Below are 23,883 nucleotides of genomic sequence, written 5' to 3' on the forward strand. Positions count from 1 at the left end.
TCAGCTTTTGGCGAAATCGGCCATCGACCTCACCGTCAGACGGCCCGGCGTTCCTTGTACGAAAGGAATCGCGCCGTCGTCGCGTCTGCGGAACGTCACCGTTTTCGGAATGCCCGGCACGAGATCGAAGAAGTTGTCGCTGAAAATGCCGTCGACGTCCGCTTCCAGATACACCTGCTTGGCCAGCCGGTCCGTTGTCAGCACGAACGTCGCTCCTCCGCTGCCTTCGACTTCCGTTGCCGTGATGGCCGGCGCTTCGAGCGCGAGCAGCTTGGAAGGAACGAAATAGTGCTCCGTCGTATCCAGTGAATCTCCGGCGTCTTCCGCCAATTCGGCCGCCAGCACGACCCCGTCCGACGGATGGCCTTCCAGCCACTCCGCGCTCTGCAACGAGAAAACGACGGCAGCCGCGTTGGACTCGACGGTTACCGGCACCGCTTGCTCTTTCAGCACACGGCCTTCGAAATCCAGCAGCCGGACGATGAGGGTGCCCTGAACGGGACGAAGCAGATCCGAAACCACATGGAACGCTACCTCCCCTTCCGTCTCCGCGATGGACAGCAGCACTTCTTTAAAGCTTTTCCGGGCAAAATATTGAACGGCTTTCCAGCGGCCCAGGTAGTCCATGCTGGACCAAGAGGCAACCGGCCAACAGTCGTTGATCTGCCAATACAGCGTGCCCATGCAGAAGCCTTTGCGGCGGCGATGGCTTTCGATGGCCATTTTCATCGCTTCGGCCTGGAGCACTTGGCTCATGTAGAGGAAGGACACGAAATCCTTCGGCTCCTTCAGGTACATGCCGGAATACTCGCGGATCAGCTGGTTGCCGCTTTTGTGTTTTTGATGATGCAGCATCACTTCGGATTCCAGTTCCATGTCCTCGTCGCGGGCGTACGCGCGGACCGACTTGTATTCCGGGAACGACTGGAAGCCGTACTCGCTCATGAAGCGGCCGATGTTATGGTTGTAATTTTCGAAAGGCTCGGACTCATGCCAAACCGCCCAAAAATGGATGTCGCCGTGCGCGGACGATTTCGTCGCGTGCTGGTCGATGTCCCCCGTAAGCGCCTGCATCGGCGAAGACGGCCAGTAGTCGGCGCCGGGTGCCATTCGTTCCACGACTTCCGGGAGGACGTCATGGAACACGGCTTCGTAATCCGCCCAAATGCGCTCGCGCTGCTCGGCCGTGTACAGCTTTTTCCAGCCCCAGCCGCCCTCTTCGTTGTAGTGGGACCATGCGCCGTCGATCTCGTTGTTTCCGCACCACAGCGCGATGCACGGATGTTTCCGGAGCCGGCGCATATTGTCTTCCGCTTCCCGTTTCACGTTTGCGAGAAATGCTTCGTCGCCGGGATACATGCTGCACGCGAACATGAAATCCTGCCAAACGAGAATGCCGTACTCGTCGCACAGCTCATAGAACATGTCATGCTCGTAGATGCCGCCGCCCCATACGCGCAACATATTGTAATTGGACTCCGCGGCGCTCGCGACTTCATGGCGGTAGCGCTCATAGGTCACTTCGGTCACGAAGCTGTCGTTCGGGATATGGTTCGCGCCTTTGGCGAATACCGGAACGCCGTTCACTTCGAAATAAAACGAAGTTCCGTGCGTATCCGGATTGCGGACGAGACGGATGGAGCGAAGGCCCGTACGGACGGCTCTTTCGTCGATCGTTTGGCCGTTCACGGTGAGGGCCGCTTTGAAATCGTACAGGCTCGGTTCGCCGTACCCTCTGCACCACCACAGTTTCGGATCGCGGATCTCGCCCGCCATTTCCACCGTTTGAACGCCGGCTGCCAGCTTTACTTCTTTTGCTTGTTCGAAGCCTTCCGCGAATACGTTCAACCGTACCGTTCCGGCGGCTTCCGCTTCAATCTCAAGCACCGCGGTGAACCGAGCCGAGGCTTCCGAGACTTCTTCTTGTCGGATGAACAGGTCGCGGATCCGGTATCCGGACCAGCCGCACAGTGCGGCATCTCTCCAAATCCCGCTGGTGACGAAGCGAGGGCCCCAATCCCAGCCGAAATGATAAGGCGCTTTACGCGAGAACACGCTCACCTTGGTGTCCCCGAGTCCTCCGGTCACGGAATCGTCGTTGGTCGCCGGCAGTCCGTAACCGTAGGCTTCGAGCTTCGCCAGGCCTTCCTGGATCGGGGATCGGAAAGTAATGCTCAGCTTGTTGCCCGAGGCACGGAGAAGGTGATGGACTTCCGCGCGGTACGTGCGGAACATGTTGTCGGTCGAAAGCAGGTGCTGATCGTTCAAATAAACTTCGGCATAGGTGTCCAAGCCTTCGAATACCAGCTCCCGCATCGATTGCGACAGCACGTTCTCCGGAACGTCGAATTCGGTTTCGTATACCCAATCTTTCCTGTCGATCCACTGCAGGTCCTTTTCGTTCGTTCCGTAAAAAGGATCCTCGATCTTGCCGTTGCGCAGCAAATCCGTATGCACGCAGCCGGGCACCTGAGCCGGTTGCCAGCTTGTTTCGTCGGCCGCCCGGAAGCGCCAGTTATTCAACACCAGTTTGCGATCGACCATCGATGTCCCAGCTCCATTATGATGTTATTTGTTATGAGAAAACTATAACATATAACTAACAAAACAAGAATATAAAGAAACTAATTTGTTGGGAGCTAATTTTCGGCATAACACAGGGGGCCGGGTTAGTTACTGGGTCTCGGCGCATTGGGGTGAGGAATGTGCCCGATTTAGCGCGCGTGGCGCGTTATTTCGGCGTTCAGCGGGGCAGTCAGTTAATTAGTGGACGTGGGACACTATTTCGGCCCATTCACGAGGAAGTCAGCTAATCAGTGGATGTGGGACTCTATTTCGGCGCATTGACGAGGAAGTCAGCTAATTAGTGGACGTGGGACTCTATTTCGGCGCATTCACGAGGAAGTCAGCTAATTAGTTGACGTGGGACACTATTTCGGCGCATTCACGAGGAAGTCAGCTAATTAGTGGACGTGGGACACTATTCGGAATTGTTGGGGGAAGCCCCCCGCCATCAGTGCACTTTAGTAAAATCCGCCGGCACCCGCCATTCGTCCGCACCCCAACCCTCCAACCGCCCCCGCAAACGAAAAAAACGCCCCTCGCAGGGCGTTTTTCCCAATATGCTCAGCCTTCCGCTTTGCCGGGCTTGAACAGCTCGCCGATCGCGCCGACGCTGCCCATCGTTTCCACGGCCTTGACCGGCAGGAATACTTTGTTCGCCGGCCCTTTGGCGATTTCGCTCAGCGCCTCGAAGGAACGGTATGCCAGCACGTTTTCGTCGAGTCCAGCCGCACGGAGCAGCTCCACGCGGGTTTTCTCCGCCTCGGCCACCGCCTGGATCGCCTTCGCCTTGCCGAGCGCTTCGAGCTCTTGCGCCTGCCTCAAGCCTTCCGCCTCGCGAATTCTCGCTTCCTTGTCGCCTTCGGCCTTGAGGATTTTGCTTTGCTTGTCGCCTTCCGCGCGCAGGATCATATCCTGCTTCGCCGCTTCCGCCGCCAGCACCATCGCGCGCTTGTTGCGCTCGGCTTTCATCTGCTTATCCATCGCTTCCTGGATGTCCACGGGAGGACGAATGTCGAGAACCTCGACCCGCTCGATGCGGACGCCCCATTTCTCCGTCGCTTCGTCCAAGGCCAGCCGGATGTCGGTCGAAATTTTCTCGCGTCCGGAGAGCGTTTCATCGAGCTCCATTTTGCCGATGATCTGCCGAAGCGTCGCCGTCGTGATGTTGCGGACCCCGTTCACGTAGTCGGAAATGCCATAGGTCGCCTGATCGGGAGCGACCACCTGATGGAAAATGATCGTGTCGATCTGAACCTGCACGTTGTCCTTCGTGATGACCGTCTGCGGAGGGACGTTCGCCTGCTGGATGCGCAAATCGTGGTAAACCCGCACGTAATCGATGACCGGGATCAGCAGGTTGATCCCCGGCGTCAGAAGACGGTTAAACTTGCCGAGCCTCTCCACCACCCCTACTTGCTGCTGGGGTACGATTTTGAGGGAAAGCGCGATGAACACCACCGCAAGCAGCAAAACGACAATCGCGATAACCAAGCCCGCCATCCGGTTCAGCCTCCCTTTTTCCTTACGCTCAACACGGCGGTTCCCCGCCTCACGATCTCCACGGATTCGCCGGCGGCCAGCCGCTCCTCCGATACCGCGCTCCACGTTTCCCCGCCGACTTTCACGATGCCCGCTTTGCCCGGTTCGACCGCCTCGACGATTAGCCCTTCCTTGCCGACCAAGTCGTCAATGGCGTCCCGGTATCCCCGGCTTTGGCGAAGCCTGCGGCTTAACGGTTTGGTGAGCAAGGTGAGCAGGAATGCCGTGGCCGCCGCCGTCAGCAGTTGGGCGTACAGGCTGTCCGGCACCGTGAAAGCCACGATCGAAGCCGCCAGCGCCCCGACTCCGAGCCACAGCAGGTAAAACGTCAGCGTCAGCATTTCCGCCGCAATTAATCCCGCGCCGATCAGAAGCCATACCGCTCCCATTTCCACCTATCCGTCCCCCTTGCCCGTCAACCGTCTGCGTTATCCAAGTATACGAGCCGGCGAGCCCGGACATGACGACTTTCCTTAGGCGGGCGCGGACAACGTCGCTTGGCACGAAACGCTGGAGCTGGGTATGAACGCGGACTTTACCCCGCCTACCAGCTGGACCTGCTGCTCGCGAACGACCAGAAAATGGCCCAGAATGCCCTCAACCTGTAGAAACCGATTTTGCCGGGTTGTTAGATTTCCCGCGGACGGGGTAATGAAAGTTATCCTGACGATGGGAGGGACATCCTATGGTACTCGTACTAGGCATTCTAGCGATTCTGGTGGCGATCGTGCTTTGGGTCGCGAAAGTGGCCGTCAGCTTCGTCGCATCCCTGGGAGTCATCGGCATCATCATCTTGATTGTCGGTCTCGTGCTGCTGTCGAGAAGCCGTCGAAGTTCCTTATAGCCCGGAAACAGGAAAACGGAATGCCGATTGAACGGCATTCCGTTTCCTCCTATAATAGGGGTACTATTCGGAAAAGAGTGGATCGACCTGCCATGGAAGCGAAAAACATCGTCCTGACCGGCTTCATGGGCTGCGGCAAAACGACCGTCGGCCAGCTGCTCGCGAAACGTTTGAACCGGGAATTTCTCGACGCCGATCTAGAGATCGAACGGCGGCAGGGAATGCCCGTCACCGAAATTTTCAAAACCCAAGGCGAACCCGCCTTCCGGCAAATGGAAAAGGATTTGATCCTCGACTTGTGCCGACATTCCCGCGGCAAAATCATCTCCCTTGGCGGAGGCGCCTTCATGCAGGAGGAAATCCGGAATGCCTGCCTGGCGTCTTCCGACGTGTTCTTCCTCGATCTCGGCTGGGAGTCTTGGGTCACCCGCCATCACCTGCTGATGGAAACCCGCCCGATTCTGCAAAGCCGGTCCATCGACGAAACCCGCCGTTTGTTCGAGTCCCGGCATCCCGTCTATGCCCTCAGCCATCATACCATCCGCACCGATGACACGAGCCCGGAAGAGATTGCCGAACAGATCATCCGGATGGCGAACGACGCCTAATATTCCCGGATCGAGATGTTCTTCTTCGCTTCGGCTTGCGTGAACACGCCCTCCGAGGTGATGATTTCCACCGGAAGTTCCTTGCCCTCCGACAAGTCCTTCACCGCCTTCATCAGTTGGGGACCGAGCAGCGGGTTGCACTCCACCACGAAATTCAGCTTTCCTACGATCAGCGCCTGCAGGGCGGACTTCGTCGCGTCTACCGAAATCAGCATGATGTCCTTCCCCGGCTTCAAGCCGAATTCCTCGATCGCCTCCACCGCCCCGAGCGCCATGTCGTCGTTATGGCAATAGACGACGTCGATCCCTTTGCCGCCGGTTTCGCGCAGCAGCTGCCGCATGAGCACCTTGCCGCTTTCCTTCGTGAAATCCCCGACGACGGACCGGACGATGCGGAACCGGTTGTCGCCGGCGATGCCTTCCTCGAAGCCCGTTTTCCGCCCGGTCGCCGGAGCCGAGTTGGCCGTTCCTTGAATTTCGGCAATGCCGTAGTTCCGGCCCGGCTGCGCCGTTTCCGTCAGCCAGCGGCCCGCACGGCGGCCCTCCTCCCGGAAGTCCGAACCGATATAGGCGGTCCACAGCGTATCGTCTTCCACGTCCACCTTGCGGTCGGACAAGATCACCGGAATGCCCGCGTTTTTCGCCTCTCTCAGCACCTCGTCCCAGCCGTTCGCCGTTTTCGGCGAGAAAGCGATGACGTCCACCTTCTGCCGGATGAATTTCCGTAAAATCGCGATCTGTTTCTCCTGGGACTGCTCGGCGTTCTCGTAGACGAGCTGGATGCCCATGTCCTTCGCCGCGTCGATGACCGACTGGTTATGGGCGGCGCGCCACCCGCTTTCCATGCCGACTTGCGCAAAGCCGACCGTGATCGGACGGTCCTTCCCGGCTTTCGGGCGCACGGTCGCGGGCAATGCGGCCAACGGCTCGCCCGTCGATCCCGTCGTGATTTTCTGGCTGCGCAAAATGACCTTCTTGGGGATCCCCTTCTCCTTATTCAGGATGTCGATGGCGTACCGGATCGCCTCTTTGCCGCCGGTCGGGCTCGTGAACATCCCGGCGATGCCGCCCGACGCGGCCGCCTGCAGGCTCCCGTCGTCGGAATGCACGCCGTCGATCCCGATGATCTTCACGCCGCTCAGTCCGGACGAGCGGATCGCCTTCTGCGCCCCGAGCGCCATCGCCTCGTTATGCGCGAAAATCAGATCCGGCCGGTTGTTCTTCGAGAACCAATCACTCAACAAATCCTCCGCCTTGTCGCGCTGCCAATCGGCGTTAATCGACTGGACGATACGGATCCCGGTCCCGGACAGAGGTTCCTGGAAGCCGCGCGACCTTTCCTCCGCGGTGGGAGAGCCTTTCACGCCTTGCAATTCGACGACGTTGCCGGAGTTGCCCAAAATGGACTTGGCGAAATCCCCCGCTTTGCGGCCGATCATCTCGTCGTCGGTTCCGACATAAAGCGAATAATCATAACCCGTGACTCCGCGCCCAAGCACGATGACCGGAATTTTCGAATACACCTTGCTGACCGTCGGCGTCAGCGCCACGGGATCGTCCAGGGAGATGATCAGCAAATCGATCCCGTAGCCCATCAGGTTTTCGACGTCCCGCTTCTGGCGTTCGCTGCTTTGCGCGGCGTCGGTGAAGATGACCCGGATGTCCGGGTGTTTCCCCAATTCTTCCCGGATTTCGTTGTTCATGGCGACGCGCCAGGGCTCGCTCAGGTTCGGCTGCGACACGCCGATGACGTACCGGTACGTTTCCCCGGCTACCGCCGAACGGACCGAGTTGTCCTTCCACCATAAGGCAATCAGCGCGATCAGGACGACAGCCAGCAGCAGGGTCCCCCATTTTCTGCCCGTCATGGCCGGATGCCTCTCTTATACAGCATGGGCGAATTCCCCGTCACTTTCTTGAACGCGCTGCTGAAATAATGCTGGCTGCTGTAGCCGACGCGCCCGGCGATTTCGTACACCTTGATGTGGGGATCGCTCATCAATTGGATCGCTTTGCGGATGCGGACTTCGGTCAAGTAGTCGATGAACGACAACCCGAGCTCGCGTTTCAACTGCTTGCTCAAATACGTGGAGCTGACTTGGACGCCTTCGGCGACGTCGCTCAGCGTCAAGGAAGGCAGGTGAAAGTGGCGTTCGATGTATTTCATCGTCAACGCGACGATCGGCGACAGCCCGCTTTTGGCGCCGATCTCCCGGGTCAGCCGCTTATAAAGTTCGGGAACGCCCATGCTGCCCTCAGCCGTATCGCCGGTTTCCAGCAGCAGCGATTTCCGGAGAATTTCCTCTCCCTTGTCCCGTATCTGCCCGGTCATGCGGTCCCAGAGGTCATCATGCGCCGAAGCCCCCAAGACGATCGTCCTCCCTCGGGAATCATTGAACACGGCCGTTACCCGCCGCGTTTCGGCTTTGGCGATTTCCTCGGCGATGTTGCGGACGGCGAACTCCAGCAGCTTTTTGTCCCAAATCCTCATCGTTTGGCCGCCGTCCGCGTGGTGGACGGTTTTGATGACGGTCATCGCGACGGGACCCGGCCACTGCAAACCGAAATAATTCAGGTTCCATTCGAGGTCCTGTCCGTTCATCAGGCCATCGAGCCAATTGCATAGGAATTGGTCGCGGAGCATCGCGGAGTTTTTCCGAAGCTGGTTCGACATCGCGGACATCTCTTCCTCGCTCCGCCGGGTCTCTTCCAACTTCTCCAGCGCCCGGCCGACGACTTCCTCCAGCTTGCTCTTCAAGACGGGTTTGAGCAGGTAATCGAAAACCTTCAGTTGGACGGCTTGTTGGGCATATTTGAATTCGTCGTGTCCGGAAATGACGATGACGACGGAGCGCTGAAGCGTTTTGCCCAACCGTTCGATCATCGTCAAGCCGTCCATGAGCGGCATGTTGATGTCGACGAAAAGAAGGTCGGGCTGAAGCTTCTCCGCCAATTCGACCGCCTGTTCTCCGTTCTCCGCCTCGCCGACGATCTCGATGCCCATTTGGCCCCAGGGCAGCACGTTCGCGAGCCCCCTGCGGATTTTCGGCTCGTCATCCGCGATCATCAGTTTCCACATGGCGCCCGTCCTCCTCTCTGCTGTGGATCAGCGGCAATCTGACCCGGATGCGCGTGCCTTCTCCCGGCACGCTTTCTATGTCGATTCCGTAAGCCGGGCCGTATGAAAGCCGGATTCTCTCGTTCACGTTATAAAGACCGAACCCCCGTGCATGTTCGCTGTCGCTGGGATTGCGCAAATATCCGTTCATCGCGGCCAGTTTTTCCGGCGGAATGCCGACTCCGTCGTCCGCGACTTCGAGCACGAGCGCCCCATCCTCCGCATGCCCCTCGATGACGATCGTTCCGTTCCCCTGCTTCGTTTTGATGCCATGATAGATCGCGTTTTCGACCAGCGGCTGCAGGATGATTTTGGGTACGCTGTAGCCGCGCCATACGTCCGGAACGTCAATGCGGTAACGGAGCTTTTCCTCGTAACGGGCCATTTGGATGACCAAATAACTTTCGACATGTTGGAGCTCTTCCCGCAAGGAGATGACCTCCTGGCCCTTGCTTAAACCGATTCGGAACAGCTGGGTCAGCGCGTACACGATTTCCACGATGTCGTCCGCCTGCCGGTCCTGCGCCATCCATTGGATCGTATCGAGCGTATTGTACAGAAAATGCGGCTTGATCTGGGCTTGCAGCGTTTTGAGCTCCGCTTCCCGTTTCTCTTTCTGCTCCCGGTAGACAAGCCGGATCAAGTTATCGATTTCTTCGACCATGTTGTTGAAGCTGTTGCCGAGCTGGCCGATTTCGTCGTTCGTTTTCCCTTGGTAACGGAGCAGCAGCTCCCCCTCTTCCACCTTCTTCATCAGGCTGCGCAGTTTGCTGATCGGGCGGACGATGGAGTTGGTAAAGTAGAGAGACGCCAGCAGCGCGACGGCCAAAGTCGCCAGCGCGATGATGATCGTGTACGTCTGCACCTCGGTCACGACGGCGAGCGCTTCATGCAGCGGAAAGACGCCGGCGATCATCCAACCGCTGTCCGGAAAAGCATCGTGGATGATCTTGTACCGTACGTTGTCGATGGTCGCGATGGCGTTGTCGTCCTGTTCCTTAAGCCACTCCCCGGAAATGCGGTATACGATCGGATTGACCGGCGAATACACGATGCCGCCCTGATGGTCCATGATGAAAATGAACCCGCTTTTGCCGAGGGACGCCGACTTGACGACGCTCTGCACCACGTCCAGCTTCATGTCGACGAGGATGACGCCGAGCGTCTCCGACGTTACCGGATCCTTGACCGCCCGCGCGAAAGACAGGATCTGATCCGCGCTCACGTTCTGCTCCGCGCGGATGTTCCTCCCGATCGGATGGCTGATCAGCTGCAGTTCGTCCGGGCGGCCGACGGCGTCACGGTACCAGCTTTCGGCCGTCAGCGGATCCCGGGTAATCCTCTCGAGGCCCTTCATCGCGAAGCGTTCGTTCGCGCCGGCGACGACGATACCGGAAATTTCCGCGTGCCTTTCCATGTAAACGCCTTCAATGCGCTCGATGGCCGTTTGCAAAGTCCGCAGTTCCGCGGGATCCGTACCCGGCGAACGCAGAAAACCCTGAACCGACTCGTCCTTCGACAGATAATGGATGACGTTGTCCGATTCCCGCAAATAGACCTGGATATGGTCTTTGACCTGCCGGATCATTTGGATCGTATGCGCGTTGGTCTCTTCCTCGATCGAATTCTTGTACAGCCGGCTCCCGAGCAGGCTCATCGACAGAAGGGAGAACGCGAGAATGAAAACGAAATAGAACAGCAGCTTATATCTAATGCTCCGGTTTCTGAACGAACCGTTCCGCAAGGCATCCATTCCGTTCCGGTTGTAATTTTGTACCAAGTATAAACCCAAACGCGAAATCGCAAAAGAGAGGATCTCTTTTGCGACTCCGCGTATAAGCTTGCTATTTGGAGCTTGGAAAACTTAGTAGGAACGGTTCGGCAGGGCGTCGATCGCTTTCTGGCCGAAGAACACGTCCTCGTTCGACTTGATCCATTTGTCCAGCGTTTTGCCGGCTTTGTAGTCCAGAATCGCTTGCTTCAGCTGCGGTCCGAGGAGCGGGTTGCATTCCACCGTCACGTTGGACTTGCCGTCTTTGATCGCCTGGAACGCGTCTTTGATGCCGTCGATGCTGATGATCTTAATGTCCGTGCCCGGCTTGAGGCCGGCTTCTTCGATGGCTTGGATCGCGCCCATCGCCATGTCGTCGTTGTGGGCATATACGACTTGAATGTTCTTGTCTTTCTTCAGGTAAGCTTCCATGACTTCCTTGCCTTTGGCGCGGGTGAAGTCGCCCGTCTGGGAGTACACGATTTTGAAGTTCGCTTTGTCCTTGATCGCGTCTTCGAAGCCCTTCTTGCGGTCATTCGCCGCGCTGGCGCCGACCGTGCCTTCCAGTTGGACGATGTTGGTCGGAGCGTCGCCGAGGTTGTCGATCATCCACTGGGCGGCGTTCTGGCCTTCCTTGATGAAGTCGGAGCCGATGAAGGAGACGTACAGGTCTTCATTGCCTTTGGAAATGCCGCGGTCCAGCAGGAACACCGGAATGCCGGCGTCTTTCGCTTCTTTCAGGACGGATTCCCAGCCCGTTTCGACGACCGGCGCGAGTCCGATGGCGTCGACTTTCTGCGTGATGAAGGAACGGATCGCCTTGATTTGGTTCTCTTGCTTCTGCTGCGCGTCGGAGAACTTCAGTTCGAATGCCGGATCGTTGCCGAACGTGTCCTTGATGGATTTCGTTTCGGCGTCGCGCCAGCCGCTCTCCGCGCCGATTTGCGCGAAACCGATCACGAGCTTCTTGTTCCCCGAACCCGAATTAGCCGTGCTGGCGGAAGCGCTCGGCGAGGCGCTCGCCGGCTCGCTTTTCGATTCGCTTTTGCCGCAGGCAGCCAGTACGGTGACCAGCATGACGGCGATGAGACCCCATACCCATTTGTTCTTCATTCTTCGTTCCTCCCAATAGGAAGTGATTAGTTTTCACATCACAAATATACAAATTTGCAAAAATCTTGTATTTACAAATTCACGACTTTCTTTGCGATTTTCCGCTGAATATTCGCCGGGGCGGCAGCCGTTTTCTCCTTCCGCATGACGATCATCCTCTGGAAGGCCATGAACAGGAACAGCAGGAAACCGATCACGATTTTCGTCCACCAGGAGCTGAGCGTGCCTTGGAACATGATGATCGTCTGGATGATGCCGGTCGCCAGCACGCCGAGCGTGGGACCGATGAGATAGCCGAAGCCTCCGGTGAGCAGGATGCCCCCGATGACGCAGGAAGCGATCGCGTCCATTTCCATGCCCATGAGGTGCAGCGAGTACCCGGACAGCATATAGAACGTGAACACGATGCCGCCGAGCGCCGAGAACAGCCCGCTGACGGTATACACGAGAACGGTCGTCCGGGCCACCGGCAGGCCCATCAGCAGCGACGATTTTTCGCTCCCGCCGAGCGCGTACACCGAACGTCCGAACGAGGTGTAACGCGCCACGCCGATCGCGAGAACGACGACGAGAAGCGCGATGACGACGCTGATCGAGATGAAGCCGTCTCCCCCGATCCGGATTTTGTATTGGGAGATTGCCGTGTACGTATCGTCCGAAATCACGATGCTTTCGGTGCTGATCAGGTAGCTGATGCCTCGGGCCAGGAACATGCCGGACAGCGTGACGATCCAAGGATGCAGCTGGAACCGCTGGATCAGATAGCCTTGGCAGAAGCCGAACGCGACGCCGAGGGCGATCGATGCCGCCATGACGGCGTAAGCGTTCGCCCCGTGCTGGAACATGACGGCCGAGACCATGCTGATCAAGGCGACGACGGATGCCACCGACAGGTCGATGCCCCCGGAGATGATCACGAACGCCATCCCCGTCGCGACGATGATCAGATAGGCATTGTCGATGAAAAGGTTCAGGAATACCTGCAGCGAGAAGAAGCCGTTATAGAGATAAGCGCCCGTACCGTACAGAAGAAGCAATAACAGGACCGTCGCCAGGATGATGATGTTGTTTTGGCTGATTTTCATGGATAAGGCTTTCATGGGTTCACCGTCTTTCTGCGCTGCGGAAGCAACATGCCTCTGAAGATGTCCGACTGGATGAGGCAGACGAGAATGACGACGATCGCCTTGACGAGCAGGATGCTTTCCGGCGCGATGCCCATGGCGTAAATCGTGGTCGTCAGGCTTTGGATGAACAGGGCGCCGACTACGGTGCCGCCCAGGTAAAACCTTCCTCCGCGCATCGACGTGCCCCCGATGACGACCGCCAGGATGGCGTCAAGCTCGAGCCACAGCCCGGCGTTGTTGGCATCCGCGCTGGCGTAGTTGGAGCTGTAGACGATGCCGGCAATCGCCGCGCAGACGCCGGTAATCGTGTAAGCGGTCATCAAGATGAAGCGCGGCCGGACGCCGGCATAAGCGCTCGCGGTTTTGTTGCCGCCCGCCGCCTCCAGGAACAGGCCGAAGGCGGTTTTCGACTTCAGCAGCCAGACGAGCAGGAACACGGCGGCAGCGATGAAAATCTGGAACGGCAGGCCGAGGAATTGTCCTTTGCCGATGAATGAGTACGCTTTGTCGCTCGTGTTCAAGACTTGTCCGTTCGTGATCAGTTGGGCGATGCCCCGCCCGACGGTCAGCAGGATCAAGGTGGCGACCATCGGCTGGATGCCGATGACGGACACCAGCATGCCGTTCCACAATCCGCAGAGCAGCCCCGTTCCGAGCGCAGCGAGCAGCACGATCCACAGCGGGTAATCCTTGAGCATAAACAATGCCATCGCGCCTGAGATCGCCAGCACGGAGCCGACGGAAATGTCGATGCCTTCGACGGCGATGACCAGCGTCATGCCGATCGCGATGATCGTGAGCGGGGTCGCGTTTTTCAGGATGTCGATCAAATTGCCGTACAGGCGGCCGTCCCGGACCTCGACCGAGAAAAATTCCGGCATGACGATCAGGTTCAGCAGCATCAGAGCGAGCAGCGCGACGACGGGCCATACGATCTTATGCCGGGCGAGCTTACGCGCCGACGCCGTCAGGCTTCCCATAGACGTCCACTCCTTCCGCGATCATTTGCATGATCCGATTCTCTTTCTTGTCCGCGCCCTCGACTTCGCCGATATGCACGCGGTCGCGAAGCACGACGATGCGGTCGCAGCAGGCGACCATCTCCTCAAGCTCCGCCGAGATGAACAGAATGGAGATGCCGGAAGCGGCCAGGTCCAGAATGAGCTTCCGGATTTCCTGCTTCGAGCCGACGTCGATCCCGCGGGTCGGTTCGTCGAGGATCAGCAGCCGCGGCTCCGTGGACAGCCATCGGGCGAGAATGACCTTCTGCTGGTTGCCTCCGCTCAGGTTGTCGATGCGCTGCTCCGTGCCCGGCGTCTTGATGCGGAGCAAATCGATGTATTTCTGGGCGATCTCTTTCTGTTTCCGTACCGGAATGAAGGAGAACATTCCCCGGCGCGCCTGCAGCGCGAGCACGATGTTTTCCCGGATGGACAGCTCGCCGACGATGCCCGCCACTTTGCGGTCCTCCGGCGTGAAGCCGATTCCTTTTTGCACCGCCTTCTGCGGATACATATCGGAGAACGTTTCACTGTCGATGACCAGATGACCTTCATCCGATTTGTCGATGCCGAAAAGCAGCTTCGCCACCTCCGTCCGGCCGGAACCGAGCAGTCCGGCAAGGCCGACCACTTCTCCCTTGCGGATTTCCAGGTCGATCGGATTAACGCTGCCTTTGCGACCGAGCCCCCGTGCCGTCAGAAACGCCTCGTTCGCCGAAATCTCTTTTTGCCGCGAGCCCTGCTCCTCTTCCGGCCGCCATTCCCGACCGATCATATGGGAAACCAAGGACGTTCTCGGAAGCTCAGCCGTCGGGAATTCGCCGATCAGGGCGCCGTTGCGAAGCACCGTAATGCGGTCCGTGACCTCGTAAACCTGATCGAGGAAGTGGGTGACGAACACGATGCCCATTCCTTCGCTCTTCAGCTTCCGCATGACCGAGAACAGCTGCTTCACTTCGTTGTTGTCGAGGCTGGACGTCGGCTCGTCCAGGATCAGGATGCCGCTGGAAATGTCCACGGCCCTGGCGATCGCGACCATCTGCTGGACCGCGACCGAATAGTAGGAAAGCGGCAGCTTCACGTCGATATGGATATCCAGCCGCCCGAGCAGCTCCTCGCTGCCCCGGTTGACCGCTTCCCAATCGATGACGCCCCGCTTCCGGGGATACCGGCCGATATAGATGTTTTCCGCCACGGTCAGGTTCGCGCACAGGTTGACCTCTTGGTATACCGTGCTGATGCCGAGGCGCTGCGCGTCCTGGGGCGATTTCGGATCGATTTCCCTTCCGTTCAGCAGAACGGTTCCCGAATCTTTCTTATGAACGCCGGTCAGCGCCTTGATCAGCGTCGACTTGCCGGCGCCGTTCTCCCCCATCAGCGCATGGATTTCTCCTCTCCGCAAGCCGAAATCGACGTTCGCCAGCGCCTTCACGCCGGGAAACGATTTGCTGATTCCGCGGGCTTGCAGGATGAATGCCGAGCCCATACTTCCACCCTCTCTCCCCTGTATGCGTTCATTGTAGGGAAGCGGCGAGCCGGCTGTATTTAGAAAAATGAGTCATTTTTTAAGCATTTCGGACATTTCAAACCGGCTTGTCGAGAATTCCGATAACCCGCGACCCGATGTTTGATCCTCGGCGATTATGCGATACAATGTTGGCGGGAGATGATACCTATGAAGAAGGAAATCCTGGAAAGATTCACGGCGTATGTACGCGTCGACACCCAATCCAACGACGATAACGTTACCTGTCCCTCTACCCCGGGACAACTCACGCTTGGCCGGATGCTCGCGGAGGAGCTTCAAGCGATCGGCATGCAGGAAGTGACGATGGACGAAAACGGGTACGTGATGGCGACCCTTCCGTCCAATACGGACAAGCCGGTTCCGGTCATCGGCTTTCTGGCGCATCTGGATACGGCCACCGAGATCAGCGGGGCGAACGTCAACCCGCAAATCGTGGACCCATACGAAGGCGGAGACATCCTGCTGAACCGGGAGCTGGGGCTCTCCCTATCCCCCACCCAATTCCCAGAGCTTGAGGAGTACAAGGGGCACACGCTCGTGACGACCGACGGCACCACCCTGCTCGGGGCGGACGACAAAGCCGGCATCGCGGAAATCATGACGGCGATGGCGTATTTGATCCGGAACCCGGACATCAAGCACGGCAAAATCCGGGTCGCTTTCACGCCGGACGAGGAAATCGGCCGGGGGCCGCACCGGTTCGACGTCGCCGCCTTCGGCGCGAAGTACGCCTACACGATGGACGGCGGAAAACTCGGCGAACTGGAGTACGAAAGCTTCAACGCGGCCGAAGCGAAAATCGAGATCCGCGGGAAAGTCGTGCATCCGGGCTACGCCAAAGGCAAGATGGTCAACGCCATCAAGATCGGGATGGAGCTGCAGAGCCTGCTGCCCCAGGAGGAAGCGCCGGAGCGGACGGAAGGCTACGAGGGGTTCTATCACTTGAATACGTTCCACGGCAGCGTAGACACGGCGCGGTTGAACTATATTATCCGCGACCACGACAAGGAACGGTTTGCTGCCCGGAAGGTACGGATGTCCGAAATCGTCGAGGAACTGAAGGGGAAATACGGCGAGGAACGGATTACGCTGGTCCTGAAAGACCAGTATTACAACATGCGGGAGAAAATCGAGGCCACACCGGAAGTGGTGGACGCCGCATTGGAGGCGTTCGGCCGCCTGGGTATTCAACCGATCGTGAAACCCATCCGCGGCGGGACGGACGGATCCCAACTCTCCTATATGGGCTTGCCGACGCCGAACCTGTTCGCCGGGGGCGTCAATTGGCACGGCCGCTACGAGTTCGTCTCGGTCGAAACGATGATCCAAGCCGTGAACGTCATCGTGGAAATCGCCCGGCTGTTCGAGCAAAAAGCGTAAAGCGCAAAATACCCTCCATGCAGACATGTCGGTTTTCTCAACCGTGTCTGCGTAGAGGGTATTCGTTTATTCCACGTTCACCGTAAAGGCGCTCACGAACGTTTTACCGTTTCTCTGGAATTGGCCCCAGATTTTATAGATGCCTTTGGACGGGAAGTTCGTCATGAATTGCGCGTCCGGCCCTTTCGCTTTCTCGTCCACTGGATGCACGTGCAGGTACTTTTCGGTGTCTTCGCTGATGATGACCACGTGTCCGACGGCGCCCAGGTACGGCTGCAAATCGGTGATCGGTTCGCCGGTTTGCGCATCGGTCAGCTTGAAGTTCAAATCGAAATCTTCTCCCGCTTTCGGATGGTCGTTCTCCAGCGTCACTTCGACGCCGTCCACGACTTTCGAATGCTTTTGATCCGGCACGAGGGCGACCGGCTGCGATTGCGTTCCATCCACGTGGATCCATTCCGTTTTCGTCGTCGATTCTCCGCCGGTCGGTTTATAATCCGCGATCAGCTTATACTCGCCGCCGGCCGGGAAGGCATGGGCGATCTCGAATACTCCGCCGCCTTTGTAATCCGGATGGATGTGGTCGAAGTACGACAAGTCTTTGCTGACCACGATCAGATGAAGCAGCTTCTCGTGGTTGACGTCGAGCTTGTCGATCGGTTTGCCGTCGACGTCTTGGATTTGGATGCGGATCGAAACGTCTTTGCCCGCCGTCGCATTCCCGACCGTCCAAACCGCGCGCGTCGCGATTTCTTGAGCGGTCTCTTCCTCTGCTCCATGGCCGTGCCCCGACGACGATTCCGACATTTCCATGCCCGGTTTCGAATCCGTCTCCGGGGTTTGGGCTTGCCGCCCGAACCCATAGCCCGCGAAGAAGGCCATGGCCGCCAGTACGAGCACCAATACGAATTGCATCCTGCCGTTCATTCCGTTGTATCTCTCCCCAGGTTTCCTGTCTACGTTCTGCAATCTGAGCGCGTTCAGCACGACCGATACCGAACTGAGCGCCATGGCCGCTCCGGCGAGCCACGGCTCCAGGTAGCCGAACGCGGCTACCGGAATGCCGATCACGTTGTACGCCAGCGCCCAGAACAGGTTCTGTTTGATGTTCGCCATCGTCTTCTTGCTCATCGAGATCGCGTCGGGGATGCTGCCGAGGTCACCCCGCATCAGCGTCACGTCCGCCGCTTCCATGGCCACGTCCGTGCCGGTTCCGATCGCCATCCCGATATCGGCTGTGGCTAGGGCCGGCGCATCGTTAATGCCGTCGCCGACCATGGCGACCGTACGGCCCGCTTCCTGCAGCTTTTTCACTTCGCTGGCTTTACCGTCCGGAAGCACTTCCGCCAGCACCTTCCCGATGCCGACCTGGCCGGCAATCGCTTCGGCGGTCCGCCGGTTGTCCCCGGTCATCATGACGACTTCGAGACCGAGTTCCTTCAAACGAGCCACCGCCGGGCCGGACGTTTCCTTGACCGTATCCGCGACGGCGACCATTCCGGCATACTTGCCGTCTACGGCGACCAGCATCGCGGTTTTGCCTTCCGTCTCGAGCCGGCCCATTTCCTCGAACGCAGGATCGGCTTTGACGCTATATTCCGCCATCAGCTTGCGAGTGCCGACCATGATGCCTTTGCCTTCGACGACAGCCATGATCCCGTAACCGGGGACCGCTTGGAACGTGTCGGGCTCGGGAAGCGAAATCCCCCGTGCCCGGATGCCGGCGACGATCGCCTCCGCGAGCGGATGCTCCGAATTTTTCTCGGCCGCGCCGACCCACGTTAGCAGCTGCGCTTCATGGAAACCCTCTTCCACCCGCACGTCGGTCAGCTCCGGCTTGCCTTTGGTGACGGTCCCCGTTTTATCCAAAACGACCGTGTTGACGCGATGGGTGTTCTCGAGGTGCTCTCCGCCTTTGAACAGAATGCCGAGTTCCGCCGCACGCCCGGATCCCGCCATGATGGAGGTCGGGGTCGCGAGGCCCAGCGCGCAAGGACAGGCGATGACGAGCACGGCGATCGCTTTCTCGAGCGCGGAAGCCAGGCTGCCCGGCTCCGCGAAGAAGTACCAGATCGCGAAGGTGAGCGCCGCGATGCCCACGACGATCGGAACGAAAATGCCCGAAATGACGTCCGTCACGCGCTGGATCGGAGCTTTGGAGCCTTGGGCTTCCTCGACCACTTTGATGATTTGCGACAGCGCGGTTTCTTTGCCGACTTTGGTCGCTTTCACTTTCAGCATGCCGTTTTTGTTGAGCGTGGCCCCAATGACGGTTTCTCCCGCGCGCTTCTCCACCGGGATGCTTTCCCCGGTCAGCATGGACTCATCCACCGCCGAGACGCCATCGATGACCTCGCCGTCGACGGGGATTTTCTCGCCGGGTTTGACGAGGAAAACGTCACCCGCGACGACTTGCTCGACGGGTACGCTCAGTTCCTGTCCGTCGCGGATGACGGTGGCCGTCTTGGCTTGCAAGCCCATCAGCGATTTGATCGCTTCCGAGGAACGGCCTTTGGCCAGCGCCTCGAACAGCTTGCCAAGCAGAATCAGCGTGATCAGCACCGAGCTGGTTTCGTAATACAGCGCCGAAGGGACTTCCCATATCGTGGCGTATAAGCTGTAAAAATAAGCGGCCGAAGTCCCCAGCGCCACGAGGACGTCCATGTTGGCGCTGCGGTTGCGAAGCGCCTTGAAGGCGCCCACGTAAAACCGGGCTCCAATGATAAATTGAACCGGCGTGGACAGGTAAAATTGGAACCACGGGTCCATGAGCCGTTCCGGTACGTAGATCCACGACGTGAAGGAGAAATGCCCCACCATCGCCCAAAGCAGCGGGATCGTGAGCAGGGCGGAGAGAATCAGCATCGCTTGCTGGCGGCGGATTTCCTTCTTCCGGTGATTGGCGGTGCCGTCGTCTTCCGATTTCGGCTTCGCTTTGTAGCCGAGCTGTTCGACTTTCTTGATCATGTCGGCCGCGCTGACCTGCGAAGGGTTATACTCGACGTGGGCCGTTTCGAGCGCGAGGTTGACCGTCGCCGTCACGCCCTCCATCTTGTTGAGGCCTTTCTCGATGCGGGTCGCGCAAGCGGCGCACGTCATGCCCATGATATCGAAATCCGCGGCTTGCTTGGCCGTTTCCGGAGACTGGCTCATTGAAATCACCTTCTGGTTGTTGATATAGGGGTGGGGGCCTTGTCAGCCCCCGATATCGCTTGGCTTCCTCAGGATACCACGTCGTAGCCTTGATCTTCGATCGATTCTTTGATCGCGTCGAGCGTGACTTTCGTTTCGTCGAAGTCCACGGCCACCGTGCCGGAACCCAGGTCCACTTTCGCGGCTGCTCCGAGTTTCTTGACCGCTCCTTCGACAGAGTTGACGCAATGGCCGCAGCTCATTCCTTGGACTTTCAGGTTTACGTTTTGCATGGTTGGTTCCTCCCTATGTTTGGCGGTCCGCATGACCGCGTTTATCGCTTCTGACTTCATAGTACAGTACCCCCCTACCCTATGTCAAGAAACGGAAGTAAATAAATTCAGATTCCCGGCGATGCCGAAAGGGCTGTCCCCCAGAGTTCGGGACAGCCCTCAAGCTCATCTATGCCATTCCTCACTGAACAGTACCTGTGGTTCGCTCCCCAAAAAACGGACGAGATTCGGAACGTCGGCATACAGACGTTGGCCTTCCGGGCCCTCTAACGCTTGGCGCATCAGGTCTCCGCTATCGAAGCCGAACTCCGCGATCCAGTACGGTGCGGAGGCCGACTGCCTATCGAGTACCCTCTGGACCGACACGCGCTTCACGTTCGGCAGCTCCCTGACCAGGGGGAGGTGTACCTCGTCGTAATATCGGGCGAAGCCTTCCAAATCCTGCGGCATCGGCAGCAGAACGGTTACTTTCACCATACCCGCCCCCCCTTTATGCCGGGTCCTGCCCAAAGAGGCGGAATGAGACGTAAGGATAATGGCCGTACCGGATCGCCAGCTCCCGTTCGAACAGGGTCATCCGTTCGATCGTGCGGTTGTTTCGGAGCGATCCGGCGTCGAGCACCCGGAAAGGAATGCCGTGCAGCAGCTCCATCACCTTCCGTTTAGCCGCTTCATCCTGCGAGGTGACGTAGACGTCGCTGACCTCTCCTCGGTGCTCCGGCGCGTCGAACACTTTGAAAAACGTGTTTTTAAACGCACCCACGACCGTCGTTTCCGGCAAAGCTTTCTGCAGCTCTTCGGCGGCTGACGTTCCCCATTCCAAGGTGAAATCGTTGAAATCCTCGGTGAACGGATTCACGATATCGACGAGGATTTTGCCCGCCAGCTTCTGCCGGTGCTCCTGTACGAACGGGATCAAATCCCTGAACCACAGGGAGTGGAAAATGACGTCGGCACGCAAGGCTTCGTTCAAATCCACCCCGTGCACGCCCTTCAATTCTTTTTCCACGATTAACTGCCGTACCCGGTCCTCCGAACGCGAACCCCAATACAACTCCGGTACGACCGGCGCCAACGTTTTCGCCAGCCCCCGTCCCATCCTTCCGGTTCCGATGACGCTTACCTTCATGTTCCTCATCCTCTCCTTCTGTCTATGGCTTAATCTTAAGCCTGAAAGGAGAGCTTGAGAATTTCCCGTTCGTTTCGGGGGTGAAACCAAACGTTTCCGCCAGAGTCAGCGGGTCACGTCCCGGCCGCCGGCCAGCAGGCGATCCAGCTCCGCGCGCTTCGGCAAGCCTTCCCAGTCCCCGCGGTACTGCGTCGCGATCGCCCCCATCGCGCAAGCCGCCTGCAGCGCGCGTTCGAACCGGATGTCCGCGGTTAGCGCCTGATTCAAATAAACCGACAGCAAACCTGCCGCGAATGCATCCCCGGCCCCGACCGTGTCGACGACGCGGGCTACCGGGTAAGGCGACACGCGCAGCGGTGCGCGGCCTTCTTCAAAGCCGATCGCTCCCCGTTCTCCCAGCTTCAGCGCGACGGCGCTCGGGCCCATGTCCCGGAAGCGCTGCCCGTACTGCTCCTCCTCCGGCAATTCGCCGAGCAGGAACTCGGCCTCCTCCAGCCCCGGGAGGAACAAGTCGCACAGCGGAATGAGAGCGAGCAGCGTTCTTCTCGCCGCTTCTTCCGTCCACAGCTTCCGCCTCAGGTTCGGGTCGAAAGAGACGGTCAGCCCTTGGCTGCGGGCCATCTTCATCGCGACGGCGACCGCGTCGGCCGTTCGTTCCCCAAGCGCCGGCGTAATTCCCGTCACGTGCAGATGGCGGGCGCCATGGAACCATTCCGGCTTCACGTGTTCGGGGGAGAGCCGACTGGCTGCGGAGCCCTTGCGATAGTAATAGACGTTGGGGTCGCCGTAACCTTTGAACTCCTTGAAATAGATAGCGGTCGGATGCTGCGGGTCCCGCTCCGCCAGGGACGTGTCGACGCCTTCTCCCGCCAGCGTGGATTGGATCAGGTCGCCGAACGGATCCACGCCGAGACGGCCGATCCACCGGGCTCTAAGTCCAAGCCGCGACAGCCCGATGGCCACGTTGGACTCCGCGCCCGCGATGGACTTGGTGAACAGCGGCGCATAGGCGAGCGGTCCCTCGGCCATCGGCTGCATGGAAACCATGCTTTCCCCGATCGTGACGACGTCGGCTTGTACGCTCTGCGGCTTCTGCGTCATGCCCGGCGAACTCCTTCGACTTCATCCGTGAAGGATTGCGCGAGGGCCCGAAGCTCTTCGAATTTGCCTTCCGCAATAAGCTTCTTGTCCACGAGATTGCTGCCCAGCCCGACGGCCGCCGCTCCCGCGTCCAGCACCGTGCGGATGTTTTGCAGGTTCACGCCGCCGGTCGCCACCATCGGGATCCGGTCAAGCGGCGCGCGGATCTCCTTGAGATAGCCGACGCCCAGCGTGGCCATCGGAAACAATTTGACCGCCGAGGCCCCGGCTTTATAAGCGCGGACGATTTCCGTCGGCGTCATCGTGCCCGGCCACACGTCCAGTCCCCGCTCCAGGCCGAATTGGAGCACTTCTTCGTCGAAGTTGGGAGAAATGAGATACTCCGCCCCCGCTGCAGCCGCCTCCCGGGCGTCGTCCAGGTCGAGCACGGTGCCCGCTCCGATTCTCAAACGTCCTTCGTAACGCTCGCGGAAACGGGAAATCATGCCGAGCGCGCCGTCCGTGTTCAGCGTCACCTCGAGGAACACGATGCCCCCGTCGGCCAGCGCCTGGGCGGCCGCGTCTCCCTTGTCGGCGGAAATCCCCCGGATGATCGCGACGATTTTACGTTCGGATAAAGCCTGAAGCAGCTCCGTCGGTTTACGAGATAACATACGAATCCGTCCTTTATGAATGGAATATGGAATAATATCGGCTTACCCTTTATTCACCATAATACACCCGCAGCTGAATGTCTTTATCGTGATTGCCGAATCCGGAGCCGTACAGCGTTAATCCTCCCACGTGCTCCGCGTCGTCCTCGACCGCGAACCGAAGCGTCCAGAACGGCTCTTCCAGCTTCAGCTCCCGAACGGTCACGTCCGAAATCCGCTGTCCGTCGATAAACGTACCCTTTTCGCCCACCTGAATCGTTTTCCACAGTCCATATTGGTTCACGTTACGGTTCCACCAATCCGGTGTGTATTTACCGCGTGCCGCCCTGCCGAAATCGGCGGGACTCGTCCACGTGCCGAGCGAGACTCCGTTCACGAAGAACCGGATGTCCGAAGGCCAATAGTCGCTCACGCCCGGTGCCTCGGAGGCGATCTCCATGGAAATCTCCAGCGTTTCGGCCTTCTGGCCCGGCAGCAAGTAATTGGGCGTTTTGTACTCCACGTACCCTTTGCCAAACCATAAAATAGCGGCGTTCACCCGTTCCGGATCGAGAAAATAGCGGGGATCGTCGTATTGCCCGATGTTTTTCTCTTTCGTCGCAAGGCCGCAAGTCGGAAATACCTCGAACGCCGTGTAATGGCCGACGGGAATCGATTGCTCGCGGTACGCCCTTTGTTGGCCGGCGGCCGGGAGTTCGATTTCGATCGCGCTCTCTTGGAGGAAACACATTTTGTGCGTGCCGCCGTTGATGCGCGCTCTTCGCGTCCCGATCAGCTTGGCCTCCTCCAGCTTGCGGATGTGCATGGTGACGATGGCCGGACTGAGCCCCAGCTCGGCGGCAATGTCCTTCATGTTCCTCTCTCGGCCGGCGACAAGTTCCATGATCCTCCACCGAACCTCGCTGGCCAGCGCTTCATAAAGCGCCATGAACTTGCCGTCTCCGTTCGCCTTGATCGTCATTTTCTTCCTTTCACCTCTAT

General features: G+C 58.8%; 20 protein-coding genes. 3 read left to right on the plus strand and 17 right to left on the minus strand.

Features of this window, described 5'->3' with window-relative positions:
* From EAV92_RS14510 to EAV92_RS14520, 3 genes are all read right to left on the minus strand, one after another.
* Positions 1–2,544: a beta-mannosidase gene (locus EAV92_RS14510; RefSeq protein ID WP_123041771.1), complete on the minus strand. Its 2,544-nt coding sequence runs from the start codon at positions 2,542–2,544 to the stop codon at positions 1–3.
* Between the two features lie 582 nt (positions 2,545–3,126).
* Positions 3,127–4,065, minus strand: a complete 939-nt coding sequence (locus tag EAV92_RS14515) for an SPFH domain-containing protein (RefSeq protein ID WP_123041772.1) — start codon at positions 4,063–4,065, stop codon at positions 3,127–3,129.
* A 5-nt stretch (positions 4,066–4,070) separates the two neighbouring features.
* Complete coding sequence (locus EAV92_RS14520) at positions 4,071–4,493, minus strand: NfeD family protein (protein ID WP_241158565.1); 423 nt, start codon at positions 4,491–4,493, stop codon at positions 4,071–4,073.
* A gap of 296 nt (positions 4,494–4,789) precedes the next feature.
* On the opposite strand from EAV92_RS14520, the gene EAV92_RS24565 reads away from it, so the two are divergent.
* Both EAV92_RS24565 and EAV92_RS14525 read left to right on the plus strand, forming a co-directional pair.
* Entirely contained in the window at positions 4,790–4,948 is a 159-nt protein-coding gene (locus EAV92_RS24565) for a hypothetical protein (RefSeq protein ID WP_164472783.1), read from the plus strand.
* Positions 4,949–5,040: 92 nt separating this feature from the next.
* Positions 5,041–5,556 (plus strand): shikimate kinase, encoded by a 516-nt coding sequence (locus EAV92_RS14525; RefSeq protein WP_123041774.1) that lies wholly within the window; start codon positions 5,041–5,043, stop codon positions 5,554–5,556.
* Here EAV92_RS14525 and EAV92_RS24570 read toward each other — a convergent pair.
* The 7 genes from EAV92_RS24570 to EAV92_RS14560 form a co-directional block, all read right to left on the minus strand.
* Positions 5,553–7,424, minus strand: coding sequence for a substrate-binding domain-containing protein (locus EAV92_RS24570; protein WP_164472784.1), 1,872 nt, complete (start codon positions 7,422–7,424; stop codon positions 5,553–5,555). The two genes, EAV92_RS14525 and EAV92_RS24570, sit on opposite strands and share 4 nt — an antisense overlap.
* Positions 7,421–8,635, minus strand: coding sequence for a response regulator transcription factor (locus EAV92_RS14535; RefSeq protein WP_123041775.1), 1,215 nt, complete (start codon positions 8,633–8,635; stop codon positions 7,421–7,423). Before EAV92_RS14535 ends, EAV92_RS24570 begins: the two co-directional genes overlap by 4 nt.
* Positions 8,610–10,418, minus strand: coding sequence for a cache domain-containing sensor histidine kinase (locus EAV92_RS14540; protein WP_206424223.1), 1,809 nt, complete (start codon positions 10,416–10,418; stop codon positions 8,610–8,612). The genes EAV92_RS14535 and EAV92_RS14540 overlap by 26 nt, the downstream gene beginning before the upstream one ends.
* Positions 10,419–10,538: 120 nt before the next feature.
* Entirely contained in the window at positions 10,539–11,558 is a 1,020-nt protein-coding gene (locus EAV92_RS14545; RefSeq protein ID WP_123041776.1) for an ABC transporter substrate-binding protein, read from the minus strand.
* 71 nt (positions 11,559–11,629) lie between these two features.
* A complete protein-coding gene (gene yjfF, locus EAV92_RS14550; RefSeq protein ID WP_241158276.1) occupies positions 11,630–12,658 on the minus strand; it encodes a galactofuranose ABC transporter, permease protein YjfF in 1,029 nt (342 codons plus the stop codon).
* A complete protein-coding gene (locus tag EAV92_RS14555) occupies positions 12,655–13,665 on the minus strand; it encodes an ABC transporter permease (protein ID WP_123041777.1) in 1,011 nt (336 codons plus the stop codon). The genes yjfF and EAV92_RS14555 overlap by 4 nt, the downstream gene beginning before the upstream one ends.
* Positions 13,637–15,172 (minus strand): sugar ABC transporter ATP-binding protein, encoded by a 1,536-nt coding sequence (locus EAV92_RS14560; RefSeq protein ID WP_123041778.1) that lies wholly within the window; start codon positions 15,170–15,172, stop codon positions 13,637–13,639. The genes EAV92_RS14555 and EAV92_RS14560 overlap by 29 nt, the downstream gene beginning before the upstream one ends.
* A gap of 189 nt (positions 15,173–15,361) precedes the next feature.
* Here EAV92_RS14560 and pepT point away from each other — a divergent pair, with 189 nt between their 5' ends.
* A complete protein-coding gene (gene pepT / locus EAV92_RS14565; RefSeq protein ID WP_123041779.1) occupies positions 15,362–16,594 on the plus strand; it encodes a peptidase T in 1,233 nt (410 codons plus the stop codon).
* A gap of 66 nt (positions 16,595–16,660) precedes the next feature.
* Here pepT and EAV92_RS14570 read toward each other — a convergent pair whose 3' ends face one another.
* From EAV92_RS14570 to EAV92_RS14600, 7 genes are all read right to left on the minus strand, one after another.
* Positions 16,661–19,747 (minus strand): heavy metal translocating P-type ATPase, encoded by a 3,087-nt coding sequence (locus EAV92_RS14570; protein ID WP_123041780.1) that lies wholly within the window; start codon positions 19,745–19,747, stop codon positions 16,661–16,663.
* 68 nt (positions 19,748–19,815) lie between these two features.
* A complete protein-coding gene (copZ, locus tag EAV92_RS25255; protein ID WP_123041781.1) occupies positions 19,816–20,019 on the minus strand; it encodes a copper chaperone CopZ in 204 nt (67 codons plus the stop codon).
* A gap of 165 nt (positions 20,020–20,184) precedes the next feature.
* Positions 20,185–20,496 (minus strand): EthD family reductase, encoded by a 312-nt coding sequence (locus EAV92_RS14580; RefSeq protein WP_123041782.1) that lies wholly within the window; start codon positions 20,494–20,496, stop codon positions 20,185–20,187.
* A 13-nt stretch (positions 20,497–20,509) separates the two neighbouring features.
* A complete protein-coding gene (locus tag EAV92_RS14585; protein ID WP_123041783.1) occupies positions 20,510–21,148 on the minus strand; it encodes an NADPH-dependent F420 reductase in 639 nt (212 codons plus the stop codon).
* Between the two features lie 105 nt (positions 21,149–21,253).
* Positions 21,254–22,249, minus strand: a complete 996-nt coding sequence (locus EAV92_RS14590) for a sugar kinase (protein ID WP_123041784.1) — start codon at positions 22,247–22,249, stop codon at positions 21,254–21,256.
* Positions 22,246–22,902 (minus strand): bifunctional 4-hydroxy-2-oxoglutarate aldolase/2-dehydro-3-deoxy-phosphogluconate aldolase, encoded by a 657-nt coding sequence (locus EAV92_RS14595; RefSeq protein WP_123041785.1) that lies wholly within the window; start codon positions 22,900–22,902, stop codon positions 22,246–22,248. The genes EAV92_RS14590 and EAV92_RS14595 overlap by 4 nt, the downstream gene beginning before the upstream one ends.
* A 49-nt stretch (positions 22,903–22,951) precedes the next feature.
* Positions 22,952–23,863: an ArsR/SmtB family transcription factor gene (locus EAV92_RS14600; RefSeq protein ID WP_123041786.1), complete on the minus strand. Its 912-nt coding sequence runs from the start codon at positions 23,861–23,863 to the stop codon at positions 22,952–22,954.
* Between the last annotated feature and the right edge of the window lie 20 nt (positions 23,864–23,883).

It is taken from the genome of Cohnella candidum (genome assembly GCF_003713065.1).
GTDB classification, from domain to species: Bacteria; Bacillota; Bacilli; order Paenibacillales; family Paenibacillaceae; genus Cohnella; species Cohnella candidum.

What these genes read in the sequence shown, in the direction of transcription:
- EAV92_RS14510 (WP_123041771.1), bottom strand. Translation starts at nt 2,544, where the DNA reads ATGGTCGATCGCAAACTGGTGTTGAATAACTGGCGCTTCCGGGCGGCC.
- EAV92_RS14515 (WP_123041772.1), bottom strand. Translation starts at nt 4,065, where the DNA reads ATGGCGGGCTTGGTTATCGCGATTGTCGTTTTGCTGCTTGCGGTGGTG.
- EAV92_RS14520 (WP_241158565.1), bottom strand. Translation starts at nt 4,493, where the DNA reads ATGGGAGCGGTATGGCTTCTGATCGGCGCGGGATTAATTGCGGCGGAA.
- EAV92_RS24565 (WP_164472783.1), top strand. Translation starts at nt 4,790, where the DNA reads ATGGTACTCGTACTAGGCATTCTAGCGATTCTGGTGGCGATCGTGCTT.
- EAV92_RS14525 (WP_123041774.1), top strand. Translation starts at nt 5,041, where the DNA reads ATGGAAGCGAAAAACATCGTCCTGACCGGCTTCATGGGCTGCGGCAAA.
- EAV92_RS24570 (WP_164472784.1), bottom strand. Translation starts at nt 7,424, where the DNA reads ATGACGGGCAGAAAATGGGGGACCCTGCTGCTGGCTGTCGTCCTGATC.
- EAV92_RS14535 (WP_123041775.1), bottom strand. Translation starts at nt 8,635, where the DNA reads ATGTGGAAACTGATGATCGCGGATGACGAGCCGAAAATCCGCAGGGGG.
- EAV92_RS14545 (WP_123041776.1), bottom strand. Translation starts at nt 11,558, where the DNA reads ATGAAGAACAAATGGGTATGGGGTCTCATCGCCGTCATGCTGGTCACC.
- yjfF (WP_241158276.1), bottom strand. Translation starts at nt 12,658, where the DNA reads ATGAAAGCCTTATCCATGAAAATCAGCCAAAACAACATCATCATCCTG.
- EAV92_RS14555 (WP_123041777.1), bottom strand. Translation starts at nt 13,665, where the DNA reads ATGGGAAGCCTGACGGCGTCGGCGCGTAAGCTCGCCCGGCATAAGATC.
- EAV92_RS14560 (WP_123041778.1), bottom strand. Translation starts at nt 15,172, where the DNA reads ATGGGCTCGGCATTCATCCTGCAAGCCCGCGGAATCAGCAAATCGTTT.
- pepT (WP_123041779.1), top strand. Translation starts at nt 15,362, where the DNA reads ATGAAGAAGGAAATCCTGGAAAGATTCACGGCGTATGTACGCGTCGAC.
- EAV92_RS14570 (WP_123041780.1), bottom strand. Translation starts at nt 19,747, where the DNA reads ATGAGCCAGTCTCCGGAAACGGCCAAGCAAGCCGCGGATTTCGATATC.
- copZ (WP_123041781.1), bottom strand. Translation starts at nt 20,019, where the DNA reads ATGCAAAACGTAAACCTGAAAGTCCAAGGAATGAGCTGCGGCCATTGC.
- EAV92_RS14580 (WP_123041782.1), bottom strand. Translation starts at nt 20,496, where the DNA reads ATGGTGAAAGTAACCGTTCTGCTGCCGATGCCGCAGGATTTGGAAGGC.
- EAV92_RS14585 (WP_123041783.1), bottom strand. Translation starts at nt 21,148, where the DNA reads ATGAAGGTAAGCGTCATCGGAACCGGAAGGATGGGACGGGGGCTGGCG.
- EAV92_RS14590 (WP_123041784.1), bottom strand. Translation starts at nt 22,249, where the DNA reads ATGACGCAGAAGCCGCAGAGCGTACAAGCCGACGTCGTCACGATCGGG.
- EAV92_RS14595 (WP_123041785.1), bottom strand. Translation starts at nt 22,902, where the DNA reads ATGTTATCTCGTAAACCGACGGAGCTGCTTCAGGCTTTATCCGAACGT.
- EAV92_RS14600 (WP_123041786.1), bottom strand. Translation starts at nt 23,863, where the DNA reads ATGACGATCAAGGCGAACGGAGACGGCAAGTTCATGGCGCTTTATGAA.